Here is an 18,943-nt window from a genome sequence, read left to right on the forward strand (position 1 = left end):
ATGATAGATTCCAGAGCGGTAGTCCATCCCAAGGCCGAATTGGCCGAAGACGTTTCGGTCGGTCCGTTCAGCGTCATCGGTCCCGAAGTGCAAATCGACGCCGGCACCGAAATCGGGCCGCACGTGGTTATTCGAGGTCCAACCGCGATCGGCCGCGACAACAAGATTTACCAATTCTCGTCGATAGGCGAAGACCCGCAAGACAAAAAGTACGCCGACGAAGTGACTCGGTTGGAAATCGGCGACCGCAACGTGATCCGCGAATTCTGCACGATGCATCGCGGCACGCTGCAGGATAAAGGCTTGACGTTGATCGGCAGCGATAATCTGTTCATGGCCTATACCCATGTGGCTCACGATTGCGAGATCGGCGACCACGTGATCATGGCGAACGGTGCGTCGATTGCCGGCCACGTACACATCGGCGATCACGCCATTCTCGGCGGCTTTACGCTGGTCCATCAATTCACCCAGATCGGCGAGTACAGCTTCTCGGCGATGGGTAGCGCGATTACTCAGGACATTCCGCCGTTCGTGATGGTTGGCGGCCGGCCAACCCGGCCGCACGGCATCAATTCGGTCGGCATGGAACGCAACGGTAAATCGCCGGAAGTGATACGCCAGATTCGTCAGGCCTACAAAATCTTGTACAAGAACAACTTGCGCCTGGAAGACGCCATCGAAGAGATGGAAGGCATGGCCGGCGAAAGCAACGAACTTTCCAATATGGTCAGTTTCTTGCGCAATGTCACCCGCGGCATCCTCCGTTAATCCTTCACGCCTGATCGCCGGCATCGACGAAGTGGGGCGAGGCTGTCTCGTCGGTCCGGTCGTCGCGGCGGCGGTGATCCTCGATCCGGCCAAGCCGATTGCCCGTTTGAACGACTCGAAAAAACTGACCGAAAAAAAGCGCATGCTGCTGGCCGACGAAATCAAGGTCAAGGCACTGGCGTGGGCGGTCGGCCGCGCCGAAGCCAGCGAAATCGACCGCATCAACATCTTGCAAGCCACCTTCGTCGCGATGCGCAGAGCTTTCAGCCAATTGGCGATCAAACCCGATTACATCATGGTCGACGGCAACCGGTTGCCCGGCATAGCTTGCCCCGGCGAAGCGGTGGTCGGCGGCGACGCCTTGGTCGCCGAAATTTCCGCCGCGTCCATCCTGGCTAAGGTCGCGCGCGACACGGAAATGGACGTGCTGGATAGACTCTATCCCGGTTACCAATTTGCCGTTCACAAAGGTTATCCGACCAAAACCCATCTGAGCGCATTGGCGGAATTGGGCGTATCGCCGCAACATCGTCGGTCGTATGCGCCGGTTAAAAACTTGACAAGTTTGTGAGAGAAGCATGAGCAAATTAGTTAATGCATTTGCTTGGCTGATTGTAGTGTTTTCATCTGCCATATATGCAGAACAAAATCCGATTTCTGATATGGTCGTGGTTGAAAAATCGAAACGGTTACTGACTGTTTATGCCGGTTACAACCCAATTGCATCCTTTAAGGTTGCTCTTGGACGCTCTCCAATCGGTGCCAAAGAATGCGCGGGTGACAATAAAACACCAGAAGGGTTATTCCGCGTCACAGAGCACAAGGCCAATTCTAACTATCACCGTGCGCTACGGCTATCCTACCCGGAAAGAATACAATCGGAGTTTGCCCTCGCAAAGGGATGTGAACCAGGTGGGGACATCATGATTCATGGCCTCCGAAATGGTTTAGGCTGGATAGGCAAATTTCATAGCCTAATGGATTGGACTCGTGGTTGCATTGCTCTAACGAATGAGGAAATTGAACAGATATGGGCTTTGGTGCCGGACGGTACTAAAGTCGAAATTAGGCCATAACCTCGACTATAAAGACGCCAATGCCACGCTATATAGACTCAACGTTCCCGATCAATCCTTTTCAAGATTTTGATCAATGACACCCGGTTTCGTCCATCTCCGCATCCACACCGAATTCTCACTGGTTGACGGTATCGTCCGCATCAAGCCGCTGGTCAAAAAGCTCGGCGAATTCAATATGCCAGCGGCGGCGATTACCGAGCAGAGCAATCTGTTCTCGTTGGTCAAATTCTACAAAGCCGCGCAAGGCGCCGGCATCAAGCCGATCGCCGGCGCCGATGTGCTGATTTACAACGACGACGAACCGGCCGCGCCGCACCGCCTGACTTTGTTGGCTCGCAATCAACGGGGTTATGTGACCTTGACCGAACTGGTGTCGAGGGGTTACCAGGAAGGCCAGCATCAAGGCATTCCGATGCTGCAAAAAGCCTGGATAGCCGAAAACCACGAAGGTCTGATCGCCTTGTCCGGCGCAATGCAGGGCGATGTTGGCGCGGCCCTGTTGTCGGAAAATTTTGCCCTGGCTAAGGCTTGCGCCGAATTCTGGGCCGGTTTGTTCCCGGACAGTTTTTACCTAGAAGTCCAGCGCGTCGGCAAACCGGACGAGGAGCGTTACATCAAGCTGGCGGCGGATTTGGCCGCCGAATTGGACTTGCCGGTCGTCGCGACCAACGATGTGCGCTTTTTGAATCGGAGCGATTTCGACGCTCACGAAGTGCGGGTCTGCATCCATCAAGGTCGGGTTTTGGACGACAGCCGCCGGCCGAAGGATTACACCGAGCAGCAATATTTGCGCAGCGCCGAGGAAATGCTGGCGCTGTTCGCCGACTTGCCGGAAGCCTTGCAAAACAGCGTCGAAATCGCCAAGCGTTGCAGCGTGGAATTGCGCTTGGGCGAAAATTTCCTGCCCGATTTCGAAGTCCCCGAGGGGATGACGCTGGCCGATTATTTCAAGCAGGCGTCGCGCGAGGGATTGGAAGAACGCTTGCAGCAGCACGCGCCGGTCGGCAATGGCTCGTTCGAGGAAAACCGCAAGGTCTACGACGAGCGGCTGGAAACCGAATTGAGCGTGATCGTGCAGATGGGCTTTCCCGGCTACTTCATGATCGTCGCCGACTTCATCCAGTGGGCCAAGAATAACGACATTCCGGTCGGACCGGGCCGGGGTTCGGGCGCCGGCTCGCTGGTGGCTTACGCCTTGAAGATTACCGACCTCGACCCGATCGAGTTCGACTTGCTGTTCGAGCGCTTCCTGAATCCGGAGCGGGTGTCGATGCCCGACTTCGATATCGACTTTTGCATGGAACGCCGCGACGAGGTGATCGACTACGTGGCCCGCCATTACGGTCGCGACCACGTGTCGCAGATCATCACCTACGGTTCGATGGCGGCCAAAGCGGTGATTCGCGACGTCGGCCGGGTGATGGGCCATGCCTACGGTTTCGTCGATAGGCTAGCCAAGCTGATTCCGTTCGAAATCGGCATGACCTTGGACAAGGCCTTGAAGGAAAGCCCGGAACTCAAGGACTTGTACGAGGCCGAGGAAGAGGTCAAGCAGTTGATTGACATGGCCCGCGCACTGGAAGGCATCTCGCGTAACGCCGGCAAGCATGCGGGCGGCGTGGTGATCTCGCCGACCAAACTGACCGACTTTTCGCCACTGTATTGCGAGCAGGGCGGCGGCAACTTGGTGACCCAGTTCGACAAGGACGACGTCGAGGCGGTCGGCCTGGTTAAGTTCGACTTTTTGGGGCTGCGGACCCTGACCATCATAGCCTGGGCGCTGGAAACGATTAACCGCCAGCGCGCCGCGAAGGGCGAGCCGCCGGTGGACATTGCTCAAATCCCGCGCGACGACCTGCCCAGTTACGAGCTGTTGAAGAAGGCCCAGACCACGGCGGTGTTCCAGCTCGAATCCAGCGGCATGAAGGCGCTGATCAAAAAGCTTAAACCCGACTGCTTCGACGACATCATTGCGTTGGTGGCGCTGTTCCGGCCCGGTCCGTTGGAATCGGGCATGGTCGACGACTACATCAACGTCAAGCACGGCGCCAAGGCCGAATACGCCCATCCGCTGCTGGAACCTATCCTGAAGCCGACCAACGGCGTAATTCTCTATCAGGAACAGGTGATGCAGATCGCCCGCGAACTGGCAAGCTACACGCTGGGCGGCGCCGACATGCTGCGGCGGGCGATGGGTAAGAAGAAGCCCGAGGAAATGGCCAAGGAACGGGAAAAGTTCATGGCCGGTGCGGTCGCCAACCAGATCGACGCAGGTATCGCCACCTACGTGTTCGACTTGATGGAGAAATTCGCCGGCTACGGTTTCAACAAGTCGCACTCGGCGGCTTATGCATTGGTTGCTTACCAGACCGCCTGGCTGAAGGCGCATTATCCGGCGGCCTTCATGGCGGCGGTGATGTCCTCCGATATGGACAACACCGACAAGGTGGTGGTGTTGATCGAGGAATGCCGGGAGATGAAATTGCAAATCCGGCCACCCGACGTCAATCTGTCCGATTTTCGCTTCACGGTCAACGACCAGGGCCAGATCGTCTACGGCATCGGCGCGATCAAGGGTGTCGGTGAAAACGCGATAGAGGATTTACTGAAGGAGCGCAACGCCAACGGGCCGTATTCGGGTTTGTACGATTTGTGCAAGCGCGTCGATCTGCGCAAGGTCAACCGACGAGTGCTGGAAGCGCTGATCAAGGCCGGCGCCTTGGATACCATCGATCCGAACCGTGCCGCCCACATGGCCGAACTGACTACCGCGCTCAGAGTGGCCGAGCAACATGGCAAAATGGCGCTGGCCGGCCAAAACGACTTGTTCGGCTTGGGCGTCGAAGTCGAGGAAAGCGATAACGAGGCCGACGCCTATTCCACCGCCGTCGAACCGTGGACCGAAAAAGAAAAACTGGAAGCCGAGAAGCAAACCCTGGGTTTGTTTCTGTCCGGCCATCCGATCGCCGAATATCTGCCGGAGCTCAAACACATCACCCACGGTACGCTGGGCAGTCTGGAAGTCGACGCCGGCCGGGCGCGCGGCAAGATGGAGGCGCGGGTCGCCGGGCTGATCGTCGAAATGCGTACCCGTCAGACCAAGCAGGGCAAGATGATGGGCTTCGCGACGCTGGACGACCGCACCGGCCGTTTGGAAGTCGCCGCGTTTAGCGGCATCTTCGACAAATACCGCAATCTGCTCAGCAAGGACACGATCCTGGTCGCCGAAGGCTCGTTGGCGATGGACGACTTTACCAACGGTTTGCGGATGACCGCTGAGAAACTTTACGGCATCGAGGAAGCCCGCGAGCTGTTTTCTCGCGGTATTCAATTGACGATAGATACCGCCAACCGCAGTTTGAGCGGCGATTGGCCGGCGCGTTTGCAGGACATCCTGGCGCCGTTTCGCGGCGGCAATTGCCCGGTCCAGATCGACTATCGCACCGCCCGCGACAAGGCCGCGTTGCAACTTGGCGAAGAGTGGCGGGTCCGGCCGGCCGATGAGCTGTTGATTCGCTTGCGCCGTTTGTTGTCCAACGAGAACGTGTCGGTTAGGTATTGAGCCGTTAGGCGGTCTTGCTTGGCACGCCGGGCGCTTCGGCGCGAATTCGGCGGCGGCCGGTCGCTCCGGGCTATAATGAGCCGACTTCATCAACTTAACGGATTGAACATGGATTGGCTGCATTTCTTGCTCGACGTATTGCTGCACATCGATAAACACTTGGCCGATTTGATCGGCGAGTACGGTACTTTGACTTACGCGATTTTGTTTGCGGTGATCTTTATCGAAACCGGTTTTGTCGTGATGCCGTTCCTGCCCGGCGATTCCTTGTTGTTCGCGGCCGGCGCGTTCGCGGCGCTGGAGTCTTTCGAGATGCCGACTTTATTGAGCCTGTTGGCGCTGGCGGCGGTGCTGGGCGATACCGTTAATTATTGGATAGGACGGAGCATCGGTCAAAAAGCCTTTACGCTGAGTTGGGTCAACCACCAGCATTTGTTGAAGGCCCAAGCTTTTTACGATACCTACGGCGGTAAAACGATTGTGTTGGCGCGCTTTGTACCCATCGTTCGCACCTTCGCGCCGTTTGTGGCCGGTATCGGCAAAATGCGTTACCGGGATTTCCTGCTGTTTAATCTGATCGGCGGCCTGGCCTGGGTACTGATTTGCGTGTTCGCCGGCTATTTTTTCGGCAATATTCCGGTCGTCAAGAAAAACTTCGAACTGGCGATCCTGGCCATCATCGTGATTTCAATTCTACCTATCGTCATCGAAGTCTGGAAAGCCCGGCGGCAACCCGCCGAATAGGAGAGGACGATGGGAGATCTCAGCGATTCGCAAAAATGGTTAGTGCTGGCTTTTCTGATTGGTGCTTCCGCATTGATTTACTTGCTGTCGCCGGTGCTGATGCCGTTCGCGGTGGCGGCAGTGCTGGCTTATCTTGGCGACCCGCTGGTTGACAGACTGGAAGCGCTGGACTTTAAAGGACGAAGCTTGAGTCGCACGGTCGCGGTGGTTCTGGTGTTTTCCGGCATTTCGCTGGCGATCGCCGCACTGCTGATCGTGGTCATCCCGGCCTTGGAATACCAAATCGGCGAGTTCATCGACAAACTGCCGGCCTATTTGAACTGGCTGAATCGTACCGTGATTCCGGTGCTGCAAAAATATTTGGGCCGCGGCGTCCGGCCCTTGCATATCGAGCAGCTGAGCACCTTGATCAAAAACCAGTGGCAGGACGGTGGCGGGGTATTCGAAAACTTCATGCAGTCGGTATCGCACTCCGGTGCGGTGATCATCGGCTGGTTGATGAATCTGGTGCTGATACCGGTCATCACGTTTTATTTGTTGCGCGACTGGGATGTGTTGGTCGAGCGCGTTCACGATCTGTTTCCGCGACGTTACGCCGCTACGGTCGGCGCGCTGGCCGCCGAGGCCGACGATGTCCTCGGCGCCTTCTTGCGCGGCCAGTTTTACGTGATGTTGGCCCTGGGCGGCATTTACAGCATCGGTTTATGGCTGGTCGATTTGGAATTGGCGCTGGTGATCGGTATGACGGCCGGTTTGATCAGTTTCATTCCTTACATGGGGGCTTTGGTCGGCATTGTGTTTTCCTGCATTGCCGCGCTGCTGCAATTTCAAGACGCGGTACATTTATTACCCGTGCTGATGGTATTCGCGGTGGGGCAGAGCTTGGAGGGCATGGTGTTGACGCCCTGGTTGGTCGGTAACAAGATCGGCTTGCACCCGGTCGCGGTGATGTTCGCGGTGATGGCCGGCGGCCGTTTGTTTGGCTTTCTGGGCGTGTTGCTGGCCTTGCCGGTGGCTTCTGTGATCATGGTCTTGCTGCGGCATTTGCACGAGCGTTACACCTTCAGCGGTTTTTACAGCAAGGGTTGAGCGATGCGTCTGGCGATCGCGTTTTGCGGTGTTTGCTTGGCGTTTTCGGCATCGGCGGGCGATCCGGCCCGCGAGCAGGCCTATGCCGATGCGATTCAGCAGCAACCGGCCATCGGCGAAGCGGTGTGGCTGCAAACCGGGGACGGCGGGCGATTTTTAGCGTTGTTTGTCGATGCCGAAAAAACCGCTAACGAGCAGGTGGTCATCATTCTGCACGACGCGGATGGCCATCCCGATCAGCAACCGCTGATCCGCGAACTACGCACGGTGTTGCCGCGGCACCGCTGGGCGAGTTTGGCGATACAGTTACCGTTGCGCGAAGCTGGCGCGGCGCTGGAAGACTATTACCCGTTGGTTGGCGAGGCCGACGCCCGGATTCAAGCGGCCATCGATCATGCGATCAAAATCGGCGCCAAGCAAATCGCGATGGTCGGTTACGGCATCGGCGCGGCGATGGCGGCCGCCCGCCTCAGCCGGAACCCGGTCAATGTCGTCGCGTTTGCCGCGATCAGTTTGCCGGTGCCGGATAGCAGTCAGGCCGGCGTGCAAACCCTAAGCTTCGTGAAGAATATCAATCTGCCGTTGCTCGACGTTTACGCCGAAGCCGACTGGCCGGACGTGACGGAAACCGCCGCCAAGCGCCGCGTCGCCGGTAAGGAGAATCCGGTTTACCGGCAGATCCGCATCGACGGCGACGATCACGCTTATCGGCAAAATTACCCGTTGCTGGTCAAACGCGTCTATAGTTGGCTGGCAACGACCATCATGGAAAATCAACAATAACAGAGGGGAGACTTTATGCCATTGAACGAAGACTTATACGCCGAGATTCGGCTGTTGGCGCTGTATAACCTGGAGTCGATTCAGGAGGGGGTCAAGGTGCACGGTAACGCCGAGCCGGCCTTGATTGCGGCCGCGCGACGTTTGCACGACAAAGGTTTGGTGAGCCAAGCCGACGGCGGTTACTTGACCGACTTGGGCGTCGAAGCCGCCGAGCACGCCCAAAAACTGCTAACCATCCTGAAAACGCGTTAAGCCGTTTTCAGTGTCGCCGGTCCGACGCGGAAAGCGCCGGTCCGGCGGCGCTTCACAGTCCCAAATCGAACAACCATTTTACCGAGGCGTAGCCGACCGCGGCGATCAATGCGCTGTAACTGAGAAAATGTAAGGGTTGGCCGAGGTTATGCCGCCAAAAACCGGTGTGTTGGCCTTGCAGTTTGCGTAGCCGATACAGCTCGCGCTGGGTTTCGGCGCGTTCGGCTTGGTAGGCGTCGCACAGCGCGCGGGCCTGTTCCAGATCGTCGGCATCGTACAGCCAGATTGCCGCGGTCGAAATGCCCCAATTGCCGGCCGAGGTTTCGTAAAAGCCGATCTCGTGTTCGGTCAGCAGTTGGCGGATGTCGTCGGCTTCGTCGAACGGAACGTCTCTTAAATTGAAAAATAATACCGCCATGAACGATCTATTGCTGGCAAGTGGGGCAGAAATAGCTGGCGCGCTGGCCGATTTTCAGGTGTTGGACCGGTTCCCGGCAGCTTAAACAGGGTTCGCCGCCCCGGCCGTATACCCGCAACGATTGTTTGAAATAGCCGGGTTTGCCTTGCGCGTCGGTAAAGTCGCGCAGCGTGGTGCCGCCTTGGGCGATGGCTTGTTCCAGCACGGTTTTGATCGCGGCGCTCAGACGGACGCAGTCGTCGGCGCCGAGGCCGCAAGCCGGTCGGGTCGGTTGTATGCCGGCCAGAAACAAGGATTCGTTGGCGTAGATATTGCCGACTCCGACGACGACGTGGCTGTCCATGATCAGCTGTTTGATCGGCACTTGCCGGCCGGCGAGACGTCCGGCAAGATAGGCGGGATCGAAGTTGGCGGATAATGGTTCCGGACCGAGTTCGGCCAACAGCGGATGCGCATGGGGGACTTCCGCCGTCCACAACACCGCGCCGAACTTGCGTTGATCGTTATAGCGCAGCAAAGTGTTGTCGTCGAACACGAAATCGAGATGGTCGTGCTTGCCGTGGGCCAGCCCGGCCTGACCGATGCGCAAATTGCCGGACATGCCGAGATGAATTAGCAGCGTACCGTTTTCGAGGTCGAACAAAAGATACTTGCCTCGCCGGTCGATGCGGCGCAGCCGGCGGCCGGTCAGCAGATCGGCCAGATCGGCGGGAACCGGCCAGCGCAAGCGGGATTCGCGAACAACCACCGAGGCAAAGGTTTTACCTTCGATGTGCGGCGCGATGCCGCGTCGGCTGGTTTCGACTTCGGGAAGCTCTGGCATCGCGGACCTTAAATTTGCGTCAGCAGAAATCGGGCTTCGTCCTGAATTTTTCGGCGCGACCATAACAAGGTCCAGCGCGTGCCTCCGCACTGCCGCCACAACAAGGTCGAGCGGATGCCTGCCAGCAACAAGGCCCGGATTTTATTGACGATGGCTTGGTTGCCCAGATATTGGGGGTCGCCCGCCACCATGATGCGCGGTTGCAGGGTACTGATGGAGCTGTGATAGATGTCGGCTAAATTGGCCAGGACGTTTTCGTGCAGGATGCCGAAATGCTCGGACTGGGCTTGCGCTCTAGCGATGCCTGCCCGGATGTTATCCTGCATCTCGGTTTTGCCGGACAGTTTTTTTTGAAGATAGACCAGTTGGGCGGCGTAGCGGGTCTGTTCCGCGCTGGCCTGTTCTCGATTTGCCAATTGTCGCTGCAACTGCTCGAGTCCGTGAGTGACGCCAGCAATGCCGCCGTACACCTCGGCAACGCTGTCCGAGTCGATTTTCAGAAGGCTGCCGATGCTGCTCTGCATCGCCGGGGACGGGCAAGCGCCGGCGGTGGCCAATTGGTGTACGAGCGAGCAGGCCTGGGCGATACCGGCCAGCGCGATCGTCTGGTTGCTCAGCGTCTGTATTGTCATCTCAGTTGCAAGCGACCGTCGCGCAACTGGGTTTGACCGGTTTGCCGGATTTGATCCAGCCTTGAATGCCGCTGGACAGGTGGTAGATTTGGTTCATGCCTTTTTGCTCGGCCAACAATTTGCCGAGTTTGGCGCTGCGGTTGCCGGACCGGCATACCAGAATCACCGGCTGATCCGGTGACGTTTTCAATTTCTCGACTTGGCTGCTCCAGGCCTCCTGGTCGATTTGGCCGTTTGCGTCGAACGATTGCAACAAGCGGCTTTGCGGGATCACGCCGGACGCCTGCCATTCCTGTTCGGTACGCACATCAATCACCAGTGCGTTTTGGTTTTTTTGCATGTCCAGCAATTGCTCGGCGCCGACTTCCGCCAATTCTCCGGCCGTTAACCGAAAGCTGACCACCAGGGTCGACAGAGCCAAGAATATCGATTTTTTCATAAACCACCGGTAACGGGACATTTAAGTACTTAACAGCGGAAACACGCATTTGGCCCACCAATCGATGCTTTCCAAATACAGTTGGCCGATTCGAGTATGCGAAACGCCCCGATACGACCCCAAGGACGGTTCCCAACGCTCGTGAGCGACGCAAAACTTGAGCGCTTCACCGGGGCCGCCCGCGTATTCCAGCACGGCTTGCATTATATCGTCGGACAGCGGCAGCTGTTCGATAACTTTCGGTAACGGCATGTCCAGCAAGGCATCCAGGCCGGACAGCATGCCGACGAAGAAAAACAGCTCCCTGTCCTGGCCGGTTTCCTGCGCCAGCAGTTCGCAGAGCTTGGCGCGGACTAATACGTTTTGTAGAACCGAGGAGGGCTTGTCGCTTAGCGACGACAGCGTCAGGATGTTGACCCAGCGTTTGACCTCGATGAGCCCCAGGCAGACGATGGCGTGCTTAATCGATTCGATCTTGCGCGGCAACGCGAAAAACGCCGAATTGATGTAATGCAGCAGCTTAAAACTCAGACCGACATCTTGAGAGACGATGCGGCCGATCTCCGAAAACTCGACATCGGGCTGGTTGACGGCCGACATTAGCCGGATAGCGGAGGCCTGGCTGACGCCGAGGCGCTTGCCTTCCACCAGATTGGGTTTGCTGAAGAAAAACCCCTGGAACAGTTCGCAGCCCCATTCCTTCAAGGCTTGAAATTCCTCGTGGGTTTCGACTTTCTCGGCCAGTAGGCTCAGCCCGTAACCTTTGAGCTCGGTGATCAAGGCGTGGGATTTTTCGAGGCCGTCGGCCATGACGTCCAGTTTGACGATGTCGGCGATTTCCAGCAACGGCCGCCATTCCGGCGTCAACACGAAGTCGTCCAGCGCGATGGTGTAGCCCAATTCGGACAGGGCCTTCAAATTGGCGACGATGGCGTCGTCGACCGCGACCGATTCCAGGACTTCGATGACGATGCGGTCCTTGGGCAAGTGTAGCGGTATGTTGTCCAGCAAGTTCCTGCCGGTAAAGTTGATGAAGGCCTTATGTGGGCCGACCAATTCGTTCAGGCCGATTTCCAGGATGGTGTCGGTAATGACTTGGCGGGTCGCGTTGGCTGCCCCATCCTGTTGACTCAGATCGAAGTCCTTGCCCCGAAACAGAATTTCGTAAGCGAAGGTGCTTAAATCCCGGTCCAATATCGGCTGTCGGCCGATTAGAAAATCTGTCATGCGTTGCGGCTCCCCCCGTGCATCCTCTATCATGAAGCTTGGTGGGGTTTTATACACGAGCGTGCCGCGCTCGTCGAGTGACCCGCCGATTCGGATTTCAACAACTTTGGGAGAACTCTATGTCGGAAATAGCGTCTTTAGCGGTAACGGGTATGAAATGCGGCGGTTGCGAGAATAACATCGTCGGAAAACTGTCGGCGGTGCCGGGCGTGATAGCCGTAAAAGCCTCGCATACCGAAAAACGGGTGGACGTCGAGTACGATCCGACCCAGACCGACCTCGATGAAATCGAGGACACCATCGTCGAAGCCGGTTTCAAAGTCGAATAAATCGCGATGCGCGCGTACCTGGTCAAGGTGCCGACCGCCGGTGCCAACGATCAAGTCGCAACAACGGCAAATGCCGGGGATATTCAATGACCACTGACCAAGTTCAAACCGCCGAAACCCGCCTGTCGATTCTGGGCATGCGTTGCGCGGGCTGTATTGCCGCCGTCGAAACCGCGTTGCAACAAGTGCCGGGCGTCGAATCGGTCGCCGTTAATTTCGCCGACCATTCCGCGACCGTCACCGGTGCCGCCGACCATGAAGCGATGAAGCGTTCGCTACGGGAAGCCGGCTACGACGCGGCGGTGATGGAAGGTCTGGAAGACCCGCGCGAGGAGGAAGAGCAGGAAGAACGGCGCTATCGCGATTTGATGAACAAGGCCAAGGTCGCCGGCGCGCTGGGCGTGCCGCTGATGTTGGGTGCCCATATGGACTGGTTTCCGGCGATGGGTACCGCCGCCGGCGCCGACTTTTGGTCCATCGTCGCCTTGCTGACGCTGGCGGTGATGTTTTATTCCGGCGGACATTTTTTCGTCAGCGCGGTGAAGCTGCTGCAAGTTCGGCAAAGCAATATGGACACGCTGATCGCGCTGGGCACCGGCTCGGCCTGGTTGTATTCTTGCGTCGTCATCGATTTTTCCGGGCAATTGCCGTCGTTGTCGGCGCACGCCTACTTCGAAGCCTCGGCGGTGATTTTGGCCTTCATCAATTTGGGCAGTGCCTTGGAAACCCGCGCGCGCGGTAAAACCTCCGCGGCGATACGTGCCCTGATCGGTCTGCAACCGCGAACCGCCCGCGTGGTTCGCGACGGCGCCGAAATCGACGTGCCGATCGAGCAGGTCGGTTTGGGCGAAACCTTGCGGGTCAGGCCCGGCGAAAAAATTCCGGTGGACGGCGTGGTGCTGGAAGGCCATTCCAGCGTCGACGAAGCGATGTTGACCGGCGAGTCGATTCCGGTCGAAAAGCAGGTCGGCTCCAATGTGGCTTCCGGCACGATGAACTTGCACGGCAGCTTTTTGTTCAGCGCCACCCGAATCGGCCGGGATACCGCGCTAGCGCAAATCATCCAAAGCGTGCGTCAGGCGCAGAACAGCAAGCCGGCCATCGCCAAGCTGGCCGACCGCATTTCGGCGGTATTCGTGCCGACCGTGGTCGGCATTTCCGCGTTCACCTTTTTGGTTTGGCTGATATTCGGACCGTCGCCATCGCTGGGTTACGCCTTCGTCACCGCGATGACGGTGCTGGTCATCGCCTGCCCGTGCGCGCTGGGTTTGGCCACCCCGATTTCGGTGATGGTCGCGGTCGGCCGGGCGGCGCAAACCGGCATATTGATCCGGCGCGGCGAAGCCTTACAGAGCGCCGGCAACATCAGTTGTTTGGTGCTGGACAAGACCGGTACCGTGACCACCGGCAAGCCGAGTCTGGCCGACGTGGTGGCGTTCGGCGAATACTCGGTCGAGCAAGTGTTGCAGCGCGCGGCCAGTCTGGAATCCGGCTCCGAGCATCCGTTGGCGGCGGCCATTTTGGCCGGCGCGGCCGATCGCGGCTTGACCTTGGATAAAGTCAGACGCTTTCAGGCGGTGGCCGGCCACGGCATCAGCGGCCGGATCGCGGATCGTCTCTGGCTGTTCGGCAACGCCGCGTTGATGGCGGAAAACGGCATCGACGACACGCCCTATCGGGAAAAAATGGCCGAACTGTCGGCCAAGGGACAGACGGCGATGCTGTTGGCCGAAGAGCAGACCGTCGCCGGCATCGTCGCGGTTGCCGATCCGATCAAGGCCGATTCGGCCGAGGCGGTGCGTCGGCTGCAAGCCGCCGGCGTCAGGGTGCTGATGGTGACCGGCGACAACGAAATCACCGCCAAGGCCATCGCCGCGCAAGCCGGTATCGGCGAAGTTCGCGCTCAGGTTTTGCCGCAAGACAAGGCGGCCGTGGTGCAAGCCCTGCAACAGCAAGGGGAAGTGGTCGGCATGGTCGGCGACGGTATCAACGATGCGCCGGCGCTGGCCCAGGCGGATGTCGGTCTGGCGATAGGCACCGGCACCGATGTCGCGATCGAAAGTGCCGACATCGTGTTGCTGCAAGGCTCGCTGCTCAAAGTGCCGGAAGCGATGGCGCTGTCGCGGCTGACCGTCACCAATATCCAGCAAAATCTGTTCGGCGCCTTTATCTACAACACGATAGGCATTCCGGTCGCGGCCGGGTTGTTGTACCCGCTGTTCGGCGTGTTGCTGAACCCGATGATCGCCGGCGCGGCGATGGCGATGTCGTCGGTCACCGTGGTCAGTAACGCCAACCGGCTACGCTGGATGAAGTTGGAGTAAACCAGGTCGCCGGCCGGAGCCGGCTCCGGCTAGCCGTTACAGCTTGAACTGCGAAATCGTGGTGCGCAGGTTGCCGGAAATCCGCTGCAGCGTACTGGCCTCACCGGCGGTTTGCTTGGCGTCGTCGGCGGTATTGGCGGTGACTTCGTTGATCGCGATCACGTTTTGATTAATGTGGTCGACGACCAGGGTTTGTTCGCGGACCGCGTTGGAGATGTGGGCGTTCATTTCCGAGATTTGTTCAGCCATCCCGGAAATATTGTCCAGCAATACGCCGGTGTTTTCGATGACGGTGACGGTTTGCTTGGCTTGGTTTTGACTGTCGAACATGGCTTTGACCGCTTCCCTGGAGCCGCCTTGCAAGCGTTCTATCATCGCCTGAATTTCGTGGGTCGAAGCCTGAGTGCGGCTGGCCAGGGTGCGGACTTCATCGGCGACCACCGCGAAGCCGCGTCCTTGCTCGCCGGCCCTGGCGGCTTCGATCGCCGCGTTCAGCGCCAGTAGATTGGTCTGGTCGGCGATGCCCTGAATCACATCCAACACCGAACTGACGTTGACGCAGTCTTGCTCGACGTTGCCGATCACATGGCTGGCGCTATCGATGTAGGCCGACAACGCATGGATGGCTTGTACGGTCTCGGTAACCACGCGCTTGCCGTTGTTGGCGTCGGCGCTGCTTCTTTGCGCGGCTTGGGCGGCGCTGCCGGTGTTGCGGGACACTTCGGCGGCGGTCGATGACAGTTCGGTCACCGTGGTAGCCACCTGATCGGTACCCTGTTGCTGTTTGACCATGTCGAGTTGTACCCGTTCGGCCAATTGGCTCAGTCGGCTCGACGAGCCGGTGAGTTGTTCGGATTCTATCGCGACTTGCCGCATCATTGCGTGCAGCGTCGTTAAAAACTCGTTGAACAGATTTACAATCGTTCCGATCTCGTCCTCTCCGTCGTAGGGAATCCGCCGGGTCAGGTCGCCGCCGCCTTGTTTCAGCGCTTGCAGCGACTGCCGCAATGCGGTCAGCGGCGGCTCGATTTTAAAATAGAGCATCAACAAGCAGATCACGACGAACATCAGCAAGGCGATCGAAAACGCGATACGCGTGGTTCCGTAGTCGGTCAGCGTTTGGCCGAGCAACTGTTTGGAGCGGGCCACTTCGCCGTCTATTTGGGTGCTCAGGGTTTGCAGTTTTTCGGTCAGGCGGGCGGCCGAGTCGTCCAGCCCCGTGCCTGCGGCCTTCATCGTGGCGGTGCCGGCTTCGTTGCCGAACTTGATGTAGTCCCAACCCATTTTGACGCCGGTATCGTGCATGTTCTGGACATGCTCTTTCAATACGTCGATTTGCGGCGCCAGATTGGGTTCGATTTGACGGGCTTTTTCCAAATTCTCCAGGGCCGAGCTTAGATTGTGCTTGGCCTCGGCGAAGCCGTCGTCGGAATGGGTCGCGCCGACGTCGGTCAGAAATTGCTGGATTTGCACGACATGAAAGCGAACGTGCGACAACGCGTCGGACACGTCTTGCTTGCGGGTGGCTTCCGCCAGCGTGCGATCGATCGATTGAAAGGCCTGCCACAGCGAAACCACGAACAGCAGATTGGCTAAGGCCAGTATCGAGGCGATGGCGATCAGATACGATTTAATGGAGGTCGATTTAAACATTGAGTGGGTAAGCGCTTGATTTGGAATGTGTTAAACGGGTTGTGTCGGCGCGTGGCGAGCTCGAAGGTAGCCGATTGCTGAAGGCCGGCCGCATACGACTTATAATTTTTCCAATTCGTCGGCCAACTTTGCCAGCGAGGAGAGGGCGTCTTGCTGGCTTTTCGACAAAGTTTCTGGGTTTTCCGCGACGCAGCGCTCGATTTGCCGGCGTTGCTCGGCAATCAGATGCAGGCGCCGTTCACGGCTGCCGCGCAGTTTACCGACCATGTCGCTGAACGCGCCGGCCAGTTCCTGCAATTGATCGTTTTCCCTCAGCTGAGTGACGGTGTCCAGATTGCCGTCGCCGACTTCCCGGCACAAGGTCTCGAACCGGTACAACGGCCCCGCGATCTTGTGCGACGCGTACAGCACGCCACCGACCGCAATCCCGCCGGCCAGCAAAATAGCCACCACGTTGCCGATCAAAATCGATACGCCCAGGCGCTCGGCGGCGTTGACGATACTGACGTGCGCCGATTGCGCTTGTGCCTGCAAATCGCCGCCGGTCATCCAGTAAATCAGCAGCGCCGAGCATAGGCCGGCCAACAATATCAGCGCGAACACGCCGAGGATGAATCGACCCTGGAACGCTTTTTTAATGAAAACGCGGCTGCGTTTGGATTCGGTGTTGTTCATTTTCGGAAACCTTAGTTGACGTTGTGACAGGTTAGGCAAAGCTCGCCGTCGCTATTGTTGCGGCGCAGTAAAAAGCTTTTTTTCAAGCGTTCGGCGTTCATCAGCTTGTCCATGAAACTGTGACTGGCTTGCGGCCGATCGCTGTCCAACCTGCCGTGGGTGTAATGGCAGGTCAGGCAAGTCATATCGTGTTCTTCGTTCAGAGGCAGGTCGGCCGGTACCGGGAAATCGATGTTCAAACCGACTTTATGGCCTTGATTAGGGTTGTGGCAAGAGGAACACATCGCCACCCCGTCCTTGGCGAAAGCCGCCAGATCCACCGTGTGATTCTTGGTGGTGAGTATCCCGTCATCCTTGATGTCGGCGGCGGTGTTATGACATTCGCCGCAACCGGATTGCGGCGTTTGCCGGGAGATTTCGTGCGGATTTTCGGCGGCGGTACGGGCGCCGCCGACGAACAGCAGCATCGCTAGGCTGCCGCCAACTACCAAACTTTGTATCAGACGCTTTTTCATGGCTAGAAAGACATCACGATTTGGGCGATACCCAGGCGGCGGTCGAAGTAACGCTCGTAGGTGAGAGTGCCCAACGAATCGTCGTACTCGAACTTGATCCGCAAGTGATCGCTGAATTTGTAATTGAAGCCCAGCGTCAGCATCGACAAATCGTTGACGGCGACGGTACTGCCGTCGAAATCCAAAGCCAGGTCTTGCGACGGCTGCCAGCGGCTATAGCGGGCAAACAGCGTGACCGGCTGCTTGACTAGGCTTTCCAGGTCGGCGGTTAATGTGGAGTGGTAACCCAGTTGGTGGCCCTTGCCGAACGGGTTTTGATCCGGATTGGGCACGATGTTGCCGCCGCTATCCAAAAATACCTGTTGATGAGCATTCAGCAGCATGAATTCGTTTTGCAAGCGCCACGGACCGTAGCCTACGCTCAAATCCGCACCGTAAACGGTGTTGCGGATGCGATTTTCGCCGTCGAGTTCGCTAAGGTGGGATACGCCGAGTTCGATGCCTTCCGGGTTGGCGCTGTGGATTTTGTAGGTATTTTGCCCCAAGGCCAGACCCAAGCGCCCACCGATCGCGTGACCGTCGTTGGCGTACAGCGCATCGGTCCAGAACACCGAATAATTGAACCCGTCCCAGGCGCCGTAGGACCGAACGCCGTCTGAGTTGTAACCGCCCAACTGCATGCGCGAGGTAGTCAGCGGCGCGGTCACGGTGATCCGGTCCTTGTTGGCGAAGTTTTGGTAATCGTTACCGAAGGGCAAGTCGAAACGGCCGGCTTGAATATGCAGACCCTTGTTGTTGAAGATACGGCCGCGCGGAGGGATGCGGTCGTTAAATAAATGGTAGTCGACCAATGCGACGGCGATGCCGGCCATCGTACTGCCGCCGCTCAATGCACCTGGACCGCTGTTACCGCAAAAAATCGCGCCCGGCGCGCCGTAATCAGCATTCGACGAATTGCCGCACAGCACCAAGGCCGAGCTGGCACCGAAATGGTCGTCGTGCACATAATCCAAATCCAGTTCCACCGAGCCGACGCTAAAGGTCTGGTCGGTGGAATTGCCGGTCTTGGCGTTGATGTCGAAAAATCCGCTGATTTCCAGGCCACTGGCCGATGCGGCTTGGCGGAGTTCGCTGACTTTTTTATCCAAAGCTTGCAACTTGCGGGCAACCGAGCCATCGTCGCCGGCGGGAGCCGGCTTAGCGGCCGCAACCGGGGGGGGCGGTACTGGTTGCCCTGGTGCGGTGGCGACCGGCGGCGCGCGTTCTTGCTCGAGTTGCTTAATGCGAGCCTCGAGTTGTTCGATCTTTTGATCTTTTTCCTTGAGCATGGTCTGCACAATTCGGCGGATGTGCTCGTCATCGGCTGGAGCCGCGATGACCGATGTGGGCGCGGCGCTGAGTACTACCACCGATAACAACGATAAACTTCGACGCATATACAGGTTTGAATATCTGAGTTTGGAAATTAACCGGACTGTCATGTCGAAAATCAGCCTAGTCGGTTTTTTTGTGAATACAACCAAGTGATTTGCAGGGAAAATGTGCGCAAAAATTCGCGTGACTTGAGCCGCACGCATGCTTAGTCTCGGTGAATTTAGGAAATCCTCCTAGTTGCGGATATTTTTAGG

Annotated in this window: 19 protein-coding genes; 10 read left to right on the forward strand and 9 right to left on the reverse strand. The window is 58.0% G+C overall.

Translation table 11 applies throughout. The features are described from left to right. From lpxA to BJL95_RS08600, 8 genes are all read left to right on the forward strand, one after another. Positions 1-771 carry an acyl-ACP--UDP-N-acetylglucosamine O-acyltransferase gene (gene lpxA / locus BJL95_RS08565; RefSeq protein ID WP_064030326.1) on the forward strand — a complete coding sequence of 257 codons (771 nt, stop codon included), beginning with the start codon at positions 1-3 and terminating at the stop codon, positions 769-771. Then, positions 746-1,342, forward strand: a complete 597-nt coding sequence (gene rnhB / locus BJL95_RS08570) for a ribonuclease HII (protein WP_071157144.1) — start codon at positions 746-748, stop codon at positions 1,340-1,342. Before lpxA ends, rnhB begins: the two co-directional genes overlap by 26 nt. Positions 1,343-1,349: 7 nt before the next feature. After that, positions 1,350-1,847, forward strand: a complete 498-nt coding sequence (locus BJL95_RS08575; RefSeq protein WP_071157146.1) for a murein L,D-transpeptidase family protein — start codon at positions 1,350-1,352, stop codon at positions 1,845-1,847. A gap of 76 nt (positions 1,848-1,923) precedes the next feature. Next, complete coding sequence (gene dnaE / locus BJL95_RS08580; RefSeq protein ID WP_071157148.1) at positions 1,924-5,412, forward strand: DNA polymerase III subunit alpha; 3,489 nt, start codon at positions 1,924-1,926, stop codon at positions 5,410-5,412. Between the two features lie 108 nt (positions 5,413-5,520). Beyond that, positions 5,521-6,156, forward strand: coding sequence for a DedA family protein (locus BJL95_RS08585; RefSeq protein ID WP_071157150.1), 636 nt, complete (start codon positions 5,521-5,523; stop codon positions 6,154-6,156). 9 nt (positions 6,157-6,165) lie between these two features. Then, positions 6,166-7,245, forward strand: coding sequence for an AI-2E family transporter (locus BJL95_RS08590; RefSeq protein ID WP_064030318.1), 1,080 nt, complete (start codon positions 6,166-6,168; stop codon positions 7,243-7,245). Positions 7,246-7,248: 3 nt separating this feature from the next. Next, positions 7,249-8,028 (forward strand): DUF3530 family protein, encoded by a 780-nt coding sequence (locus BJL95_RS08595; RefSeq protein WP_071157152.1) that lies wholly within the window; start codon positions 7,249-7,251, stop codon positions 8,026-8,028. Between the two features lie 15 nt (positions 8,029-8,043). Then, on the forward strand, positions 8,044-8,280 hold the full coding sequence (locus BJL95_RS08600) for a TIGR02647 family protein (protein WP_064030313.1): 237 nt from the start codon (positions 8,044-8,046) through the stop codon (positions 8,278-8,280). A gap of 52 nt (positions 8,281-8,332) precedes the next feature. Here BJL95_RS08600 and BJL95_RS08605 read toward each other — a convergent pair whose 3' ends face one another. Genes BJL95_RS08605 through BJL95_RS08625 form a run of 5 tightly spaced genes read right to left on the reverse strand, consistent with a single transcriptional unit; the run spans position 8,333 to position 11,819 of the window. Next, positions 8,333-8,698 (reverse strand): DUF6164 family protein, encoded by a 366-nt coding sequence (locus BJL95_RS08605; RefSeq protein ID WP_071157153.1) that lies wholly within the window; start codon positions 8,696-8,698, stop codon positions 8,333-8,335. Between the two features lie 7 nt (positions 8,699-8,705). Further along, positions 8,706-9,521: a bifunctional DNA-formamidopyrimidine glycosylase/DNA-(apurinic or apyrimidinic site) lyase gene (mutM, locus tag BJL95_RS08610; RefSeq protein WP_071157155.1), complete on the reverse strand. Its 816-nt coding sequence runs from the start codon at positions 9,519-9,521 to the stop codon at positions 8,706-8,708. Between the two features lie 8 nt (positions 9,522-9,529). After that, complete coding sequence (gene hflD / locus BJL95_RS08615) at positions 9,530-10,153, reverse strand: high frequency lysogenization protein HflD (protein WP_071157158.1); 624 nt, start codon at positions 10,151-10,153, stop codon at positions 9,530-9,532. 1 nt (position 10,154) lies between these two features. Beyond that, positions 10,155-10,592, reverse strand: coding sequence for a rhodanese-like domain-containing protein (locus tag BJL95_RS08620; protein ID WP_071157187.1), 438 nt, complete (start codon positions 10,590-10,592; stop codon positions 10,155-10,157). A 21-nt stretch (positions 10,593-10,613) separates the two neighbouring features. Then, complete coding sequence (locus BJL95_RS08625; protein WP_071157159.1) at positions 10,614-11,819, reverse strand: EAL and HDOD domain-containing protein; 1,206 nt, start codon at positions 11,817-11,819, stop codon at positions 10,614-10,616. Between the two features lie 119 nt (positions 11,820-11,938). Between BJL95_RS08625 and BJL95_RS08630 the strand changes: the two genes are divergently transcribed. Together BJL95_RS08630 and BJL95_RS08635 are read left to right on the forward strand one after the other, a co-directional pair. Continuing rightward, positions 11,939-12,148 (forward strand): heavy-metal-associated domain-containing protein, encoded by a 210-nt coding sequence (locus BJL95_RS08630; RefSeq protein WP_071157161.1) that lies wholly within the window; start codon positions 11,939-11,941, stop codon positions 12,146-12,148. Between the two features lie 86 nt (positions 12,149-12,234). After that, positions 12,235-14,472: a heavy metal translocating P-type ATPase gene (locus BJL95_RS08635; protein WP_071157163.1), complete on the forward strand. Its 2,238-nt coding sequence runs from the start codon at positions 12,235-12,237 to the stop codon at positions 14,470-14,472. Positions 14,473-14,508: 36 nt separating this feature from the next. Here BJL95_RS08635 and BJL95_RS08640 read toward each other — a convergent pair whose 3' ends face one another. The 4 genes from BJL95_RS08640 to BJL95_RS08655 form a co-directional block, all read right to left on the reverse strand. Beyond that, the gene (locus BJL95_RS08640) at positions 14,509-16,125 is read right to left on the reverse strand and encodes a methyl-accepting chemotaxis protein (RefSeq protein ID WP_071157165.1); all 1,617 of its coding nucleotides are present in this window, start codon (positions 16,123-16,125) and stop codon (positions 14,509-14,511) included. A gap of 99 nt (positions 16,126-16,224) precedes the next feature. Beyond that, on the reverse strand, positions 16,225-16,800 hold the full coding sequence (locus BJL95_RS08645; protein ID WP_064027030.1) for a HAMP domain-containing protein: 576 nt from the start codon (positions 16,798-16,800) through the stop codon (positions 16,225-16,227). 11 nt (positions 16,801-16,811) lie between these two features. Next, complete coding sequence (locus tag BJL95_RS08650; protein ID WP_064027028.1) at positions 16,812-17,315, reverse strand: hypothetical protein; 504 nt, start codon at positions 17,313-17,315, stop codon at positions 16,812-16,814. Between the two features lie 2 nt (positions 17,316-17,317). After that, positions 17,318-18,751, reverse strand: a complete 1,434-nt coding sequence (locus BJL95_RS08655) for a hypothetical protein (RefSeq protein WP_139306180.1) — start codon at positions 18,749-18,751, stop codon at positions 17,318-17,320. Positions 18,752-18,943 lie beyond the last annotated feature (192 nt).

It is taken from the genome of Methylomonas sp. LWB (assembly GCF_001856095.1).
Lineage (GTDB): Bacteria > Pseudomonadota > Gammaproteobacteria > Methylococcales > Methylomonadaceae > Methylomonas > Methylomonas koyamae_A.

Bases quoted from the DNA above. Each gene is read 5' to 3' on its own strand.
- lpxA (WP_064030326.1), top strand. From the start codon at position 1: ATGATAGATTCCAGAGCGGTAGTCCATCCCAAGGCCGAATTGGCCGAA.
- rnhB (WP_071157144.1), top strand. From the start codon at position 746: ATGTCACCCGCGGCATCCTCCGTTAATCCTTCACGCCTGATCGCCGGC.
- BJL95_RS08575 (WP_071157146.1), top strand. From the start codon at position 1,350: ATGAGCAAATTAGTTAATGCATTTGCTTGGCTGATTGTAGTGTTTTCA.
- dnaE (WP_071157148.1), top strand. From the start codon at position 1,924: ATGACACCCGGTTTCGTCCATCTCCGCATCCACACCGAATTCTCACTG.
- BJL95_RS08585 (WP_071157150.1), top strand. From the start codon at position 5,521: ATGGATTGGCTGCATTTCTTGCTCGACGTATTGCTGCACATCGATAAA.
- BJL95_RS08590 (WP_064030318.1), top strand. From the start codon at position 6,166: ATGGGAGATCTCAGCGATTCGCAAAAATGGTTAGTGCTGGCTTTTCTG.
- BJL95_RS08595 (WP_071157152.1), top strand. From the start codon at position 7,249: ATGCGTCTGGCGATCGCGTTTTGCGGTGTTTGCTTGGCGTTTTCGGCA.
- BJL95_RS08600 (WP_064030313.1), top strand. From the start codon at position 8,044: ATGCCATTGAACGAAGACTTATACGCCGAGATTCGGCTGTTGGCGCTG.
- BJL95_RS08605 (WP_071157153.1), bottom strand. From the start codon at position 8,698: ATGGCGGTATTATTTTTCAATTTAAGAGACGTTCCGTTCGACGAAGCC.
- mutM (WP_071157155.1), bottom strand. From the start codon at position 9,521: ATGCCAGAGCTTCCCGAAGTCGAAACCAGCCGACGCGGCATCGCGCCG.
- hflD (WP_071157158.1), bottom strand. From the start codon at position 10,153: ATGACAATACAGACGCTGAGCAACCAGACGATCGCGCTGGCCGGTATC.
- BJL95_RS08620 (WP_071157187.1), bottom strand. From the start codon at position 10,592: ATGAAAAAATCGATATTCTTGGCTCTGTCGACCCTGGTGGTCAGCTTT.
- BJL95_RS08625 (WP_071157159.1), bottom strand. From the start codon at position 11,819: ATGACAGATTTTCTAATCGGCCGACAGCCGATATTGGACCGGGATTTA.
- BJL95_RS08630 (WP_071157161.1), top strand. From the start codon at position 11,939: ATGTCGGAAATAGCGTCTTTAGCGGTAACGGGTATGAAATGCGGCGGT.
- BJL95_RS08635 (WP_071157163.1), top strand. From the start codon at position 12,235: ATGACCACTGACCAAGTTCAAACCGCCGAAACCCGCCTGTCGATTCTG.
- BJL95_RS08640 (WP_071157165.1), bottom strand. From the start codon at position 16,125: ATGTTTAAATCGACCTCCATTAAATCGTATCTGATCGCCATCGCCTCG.
- BJL95_RS08645 (WP_064027030.1), bottom strand. From the start codon at position 16,800: ATGAACAACACCGAATCCAAACGCAGCCGCGTTTTCATTAAAAAAGCG.
- BJL95_RS08650 (WP_064027028.1), bottom strand. From the start codon at position 17,315: ATGAAAAAGCGTCTGATACAAAGTTTGGTAGTTGGCGGCAGCCTAGCG.
- BJL95_RS08655 (WP_139306180.1), bottom strand. From the start codon at position 18,751: ATGCGTCGAAGTTTATCGTTGTTATCGGTGGTAGTACTCAGCGCCGCG.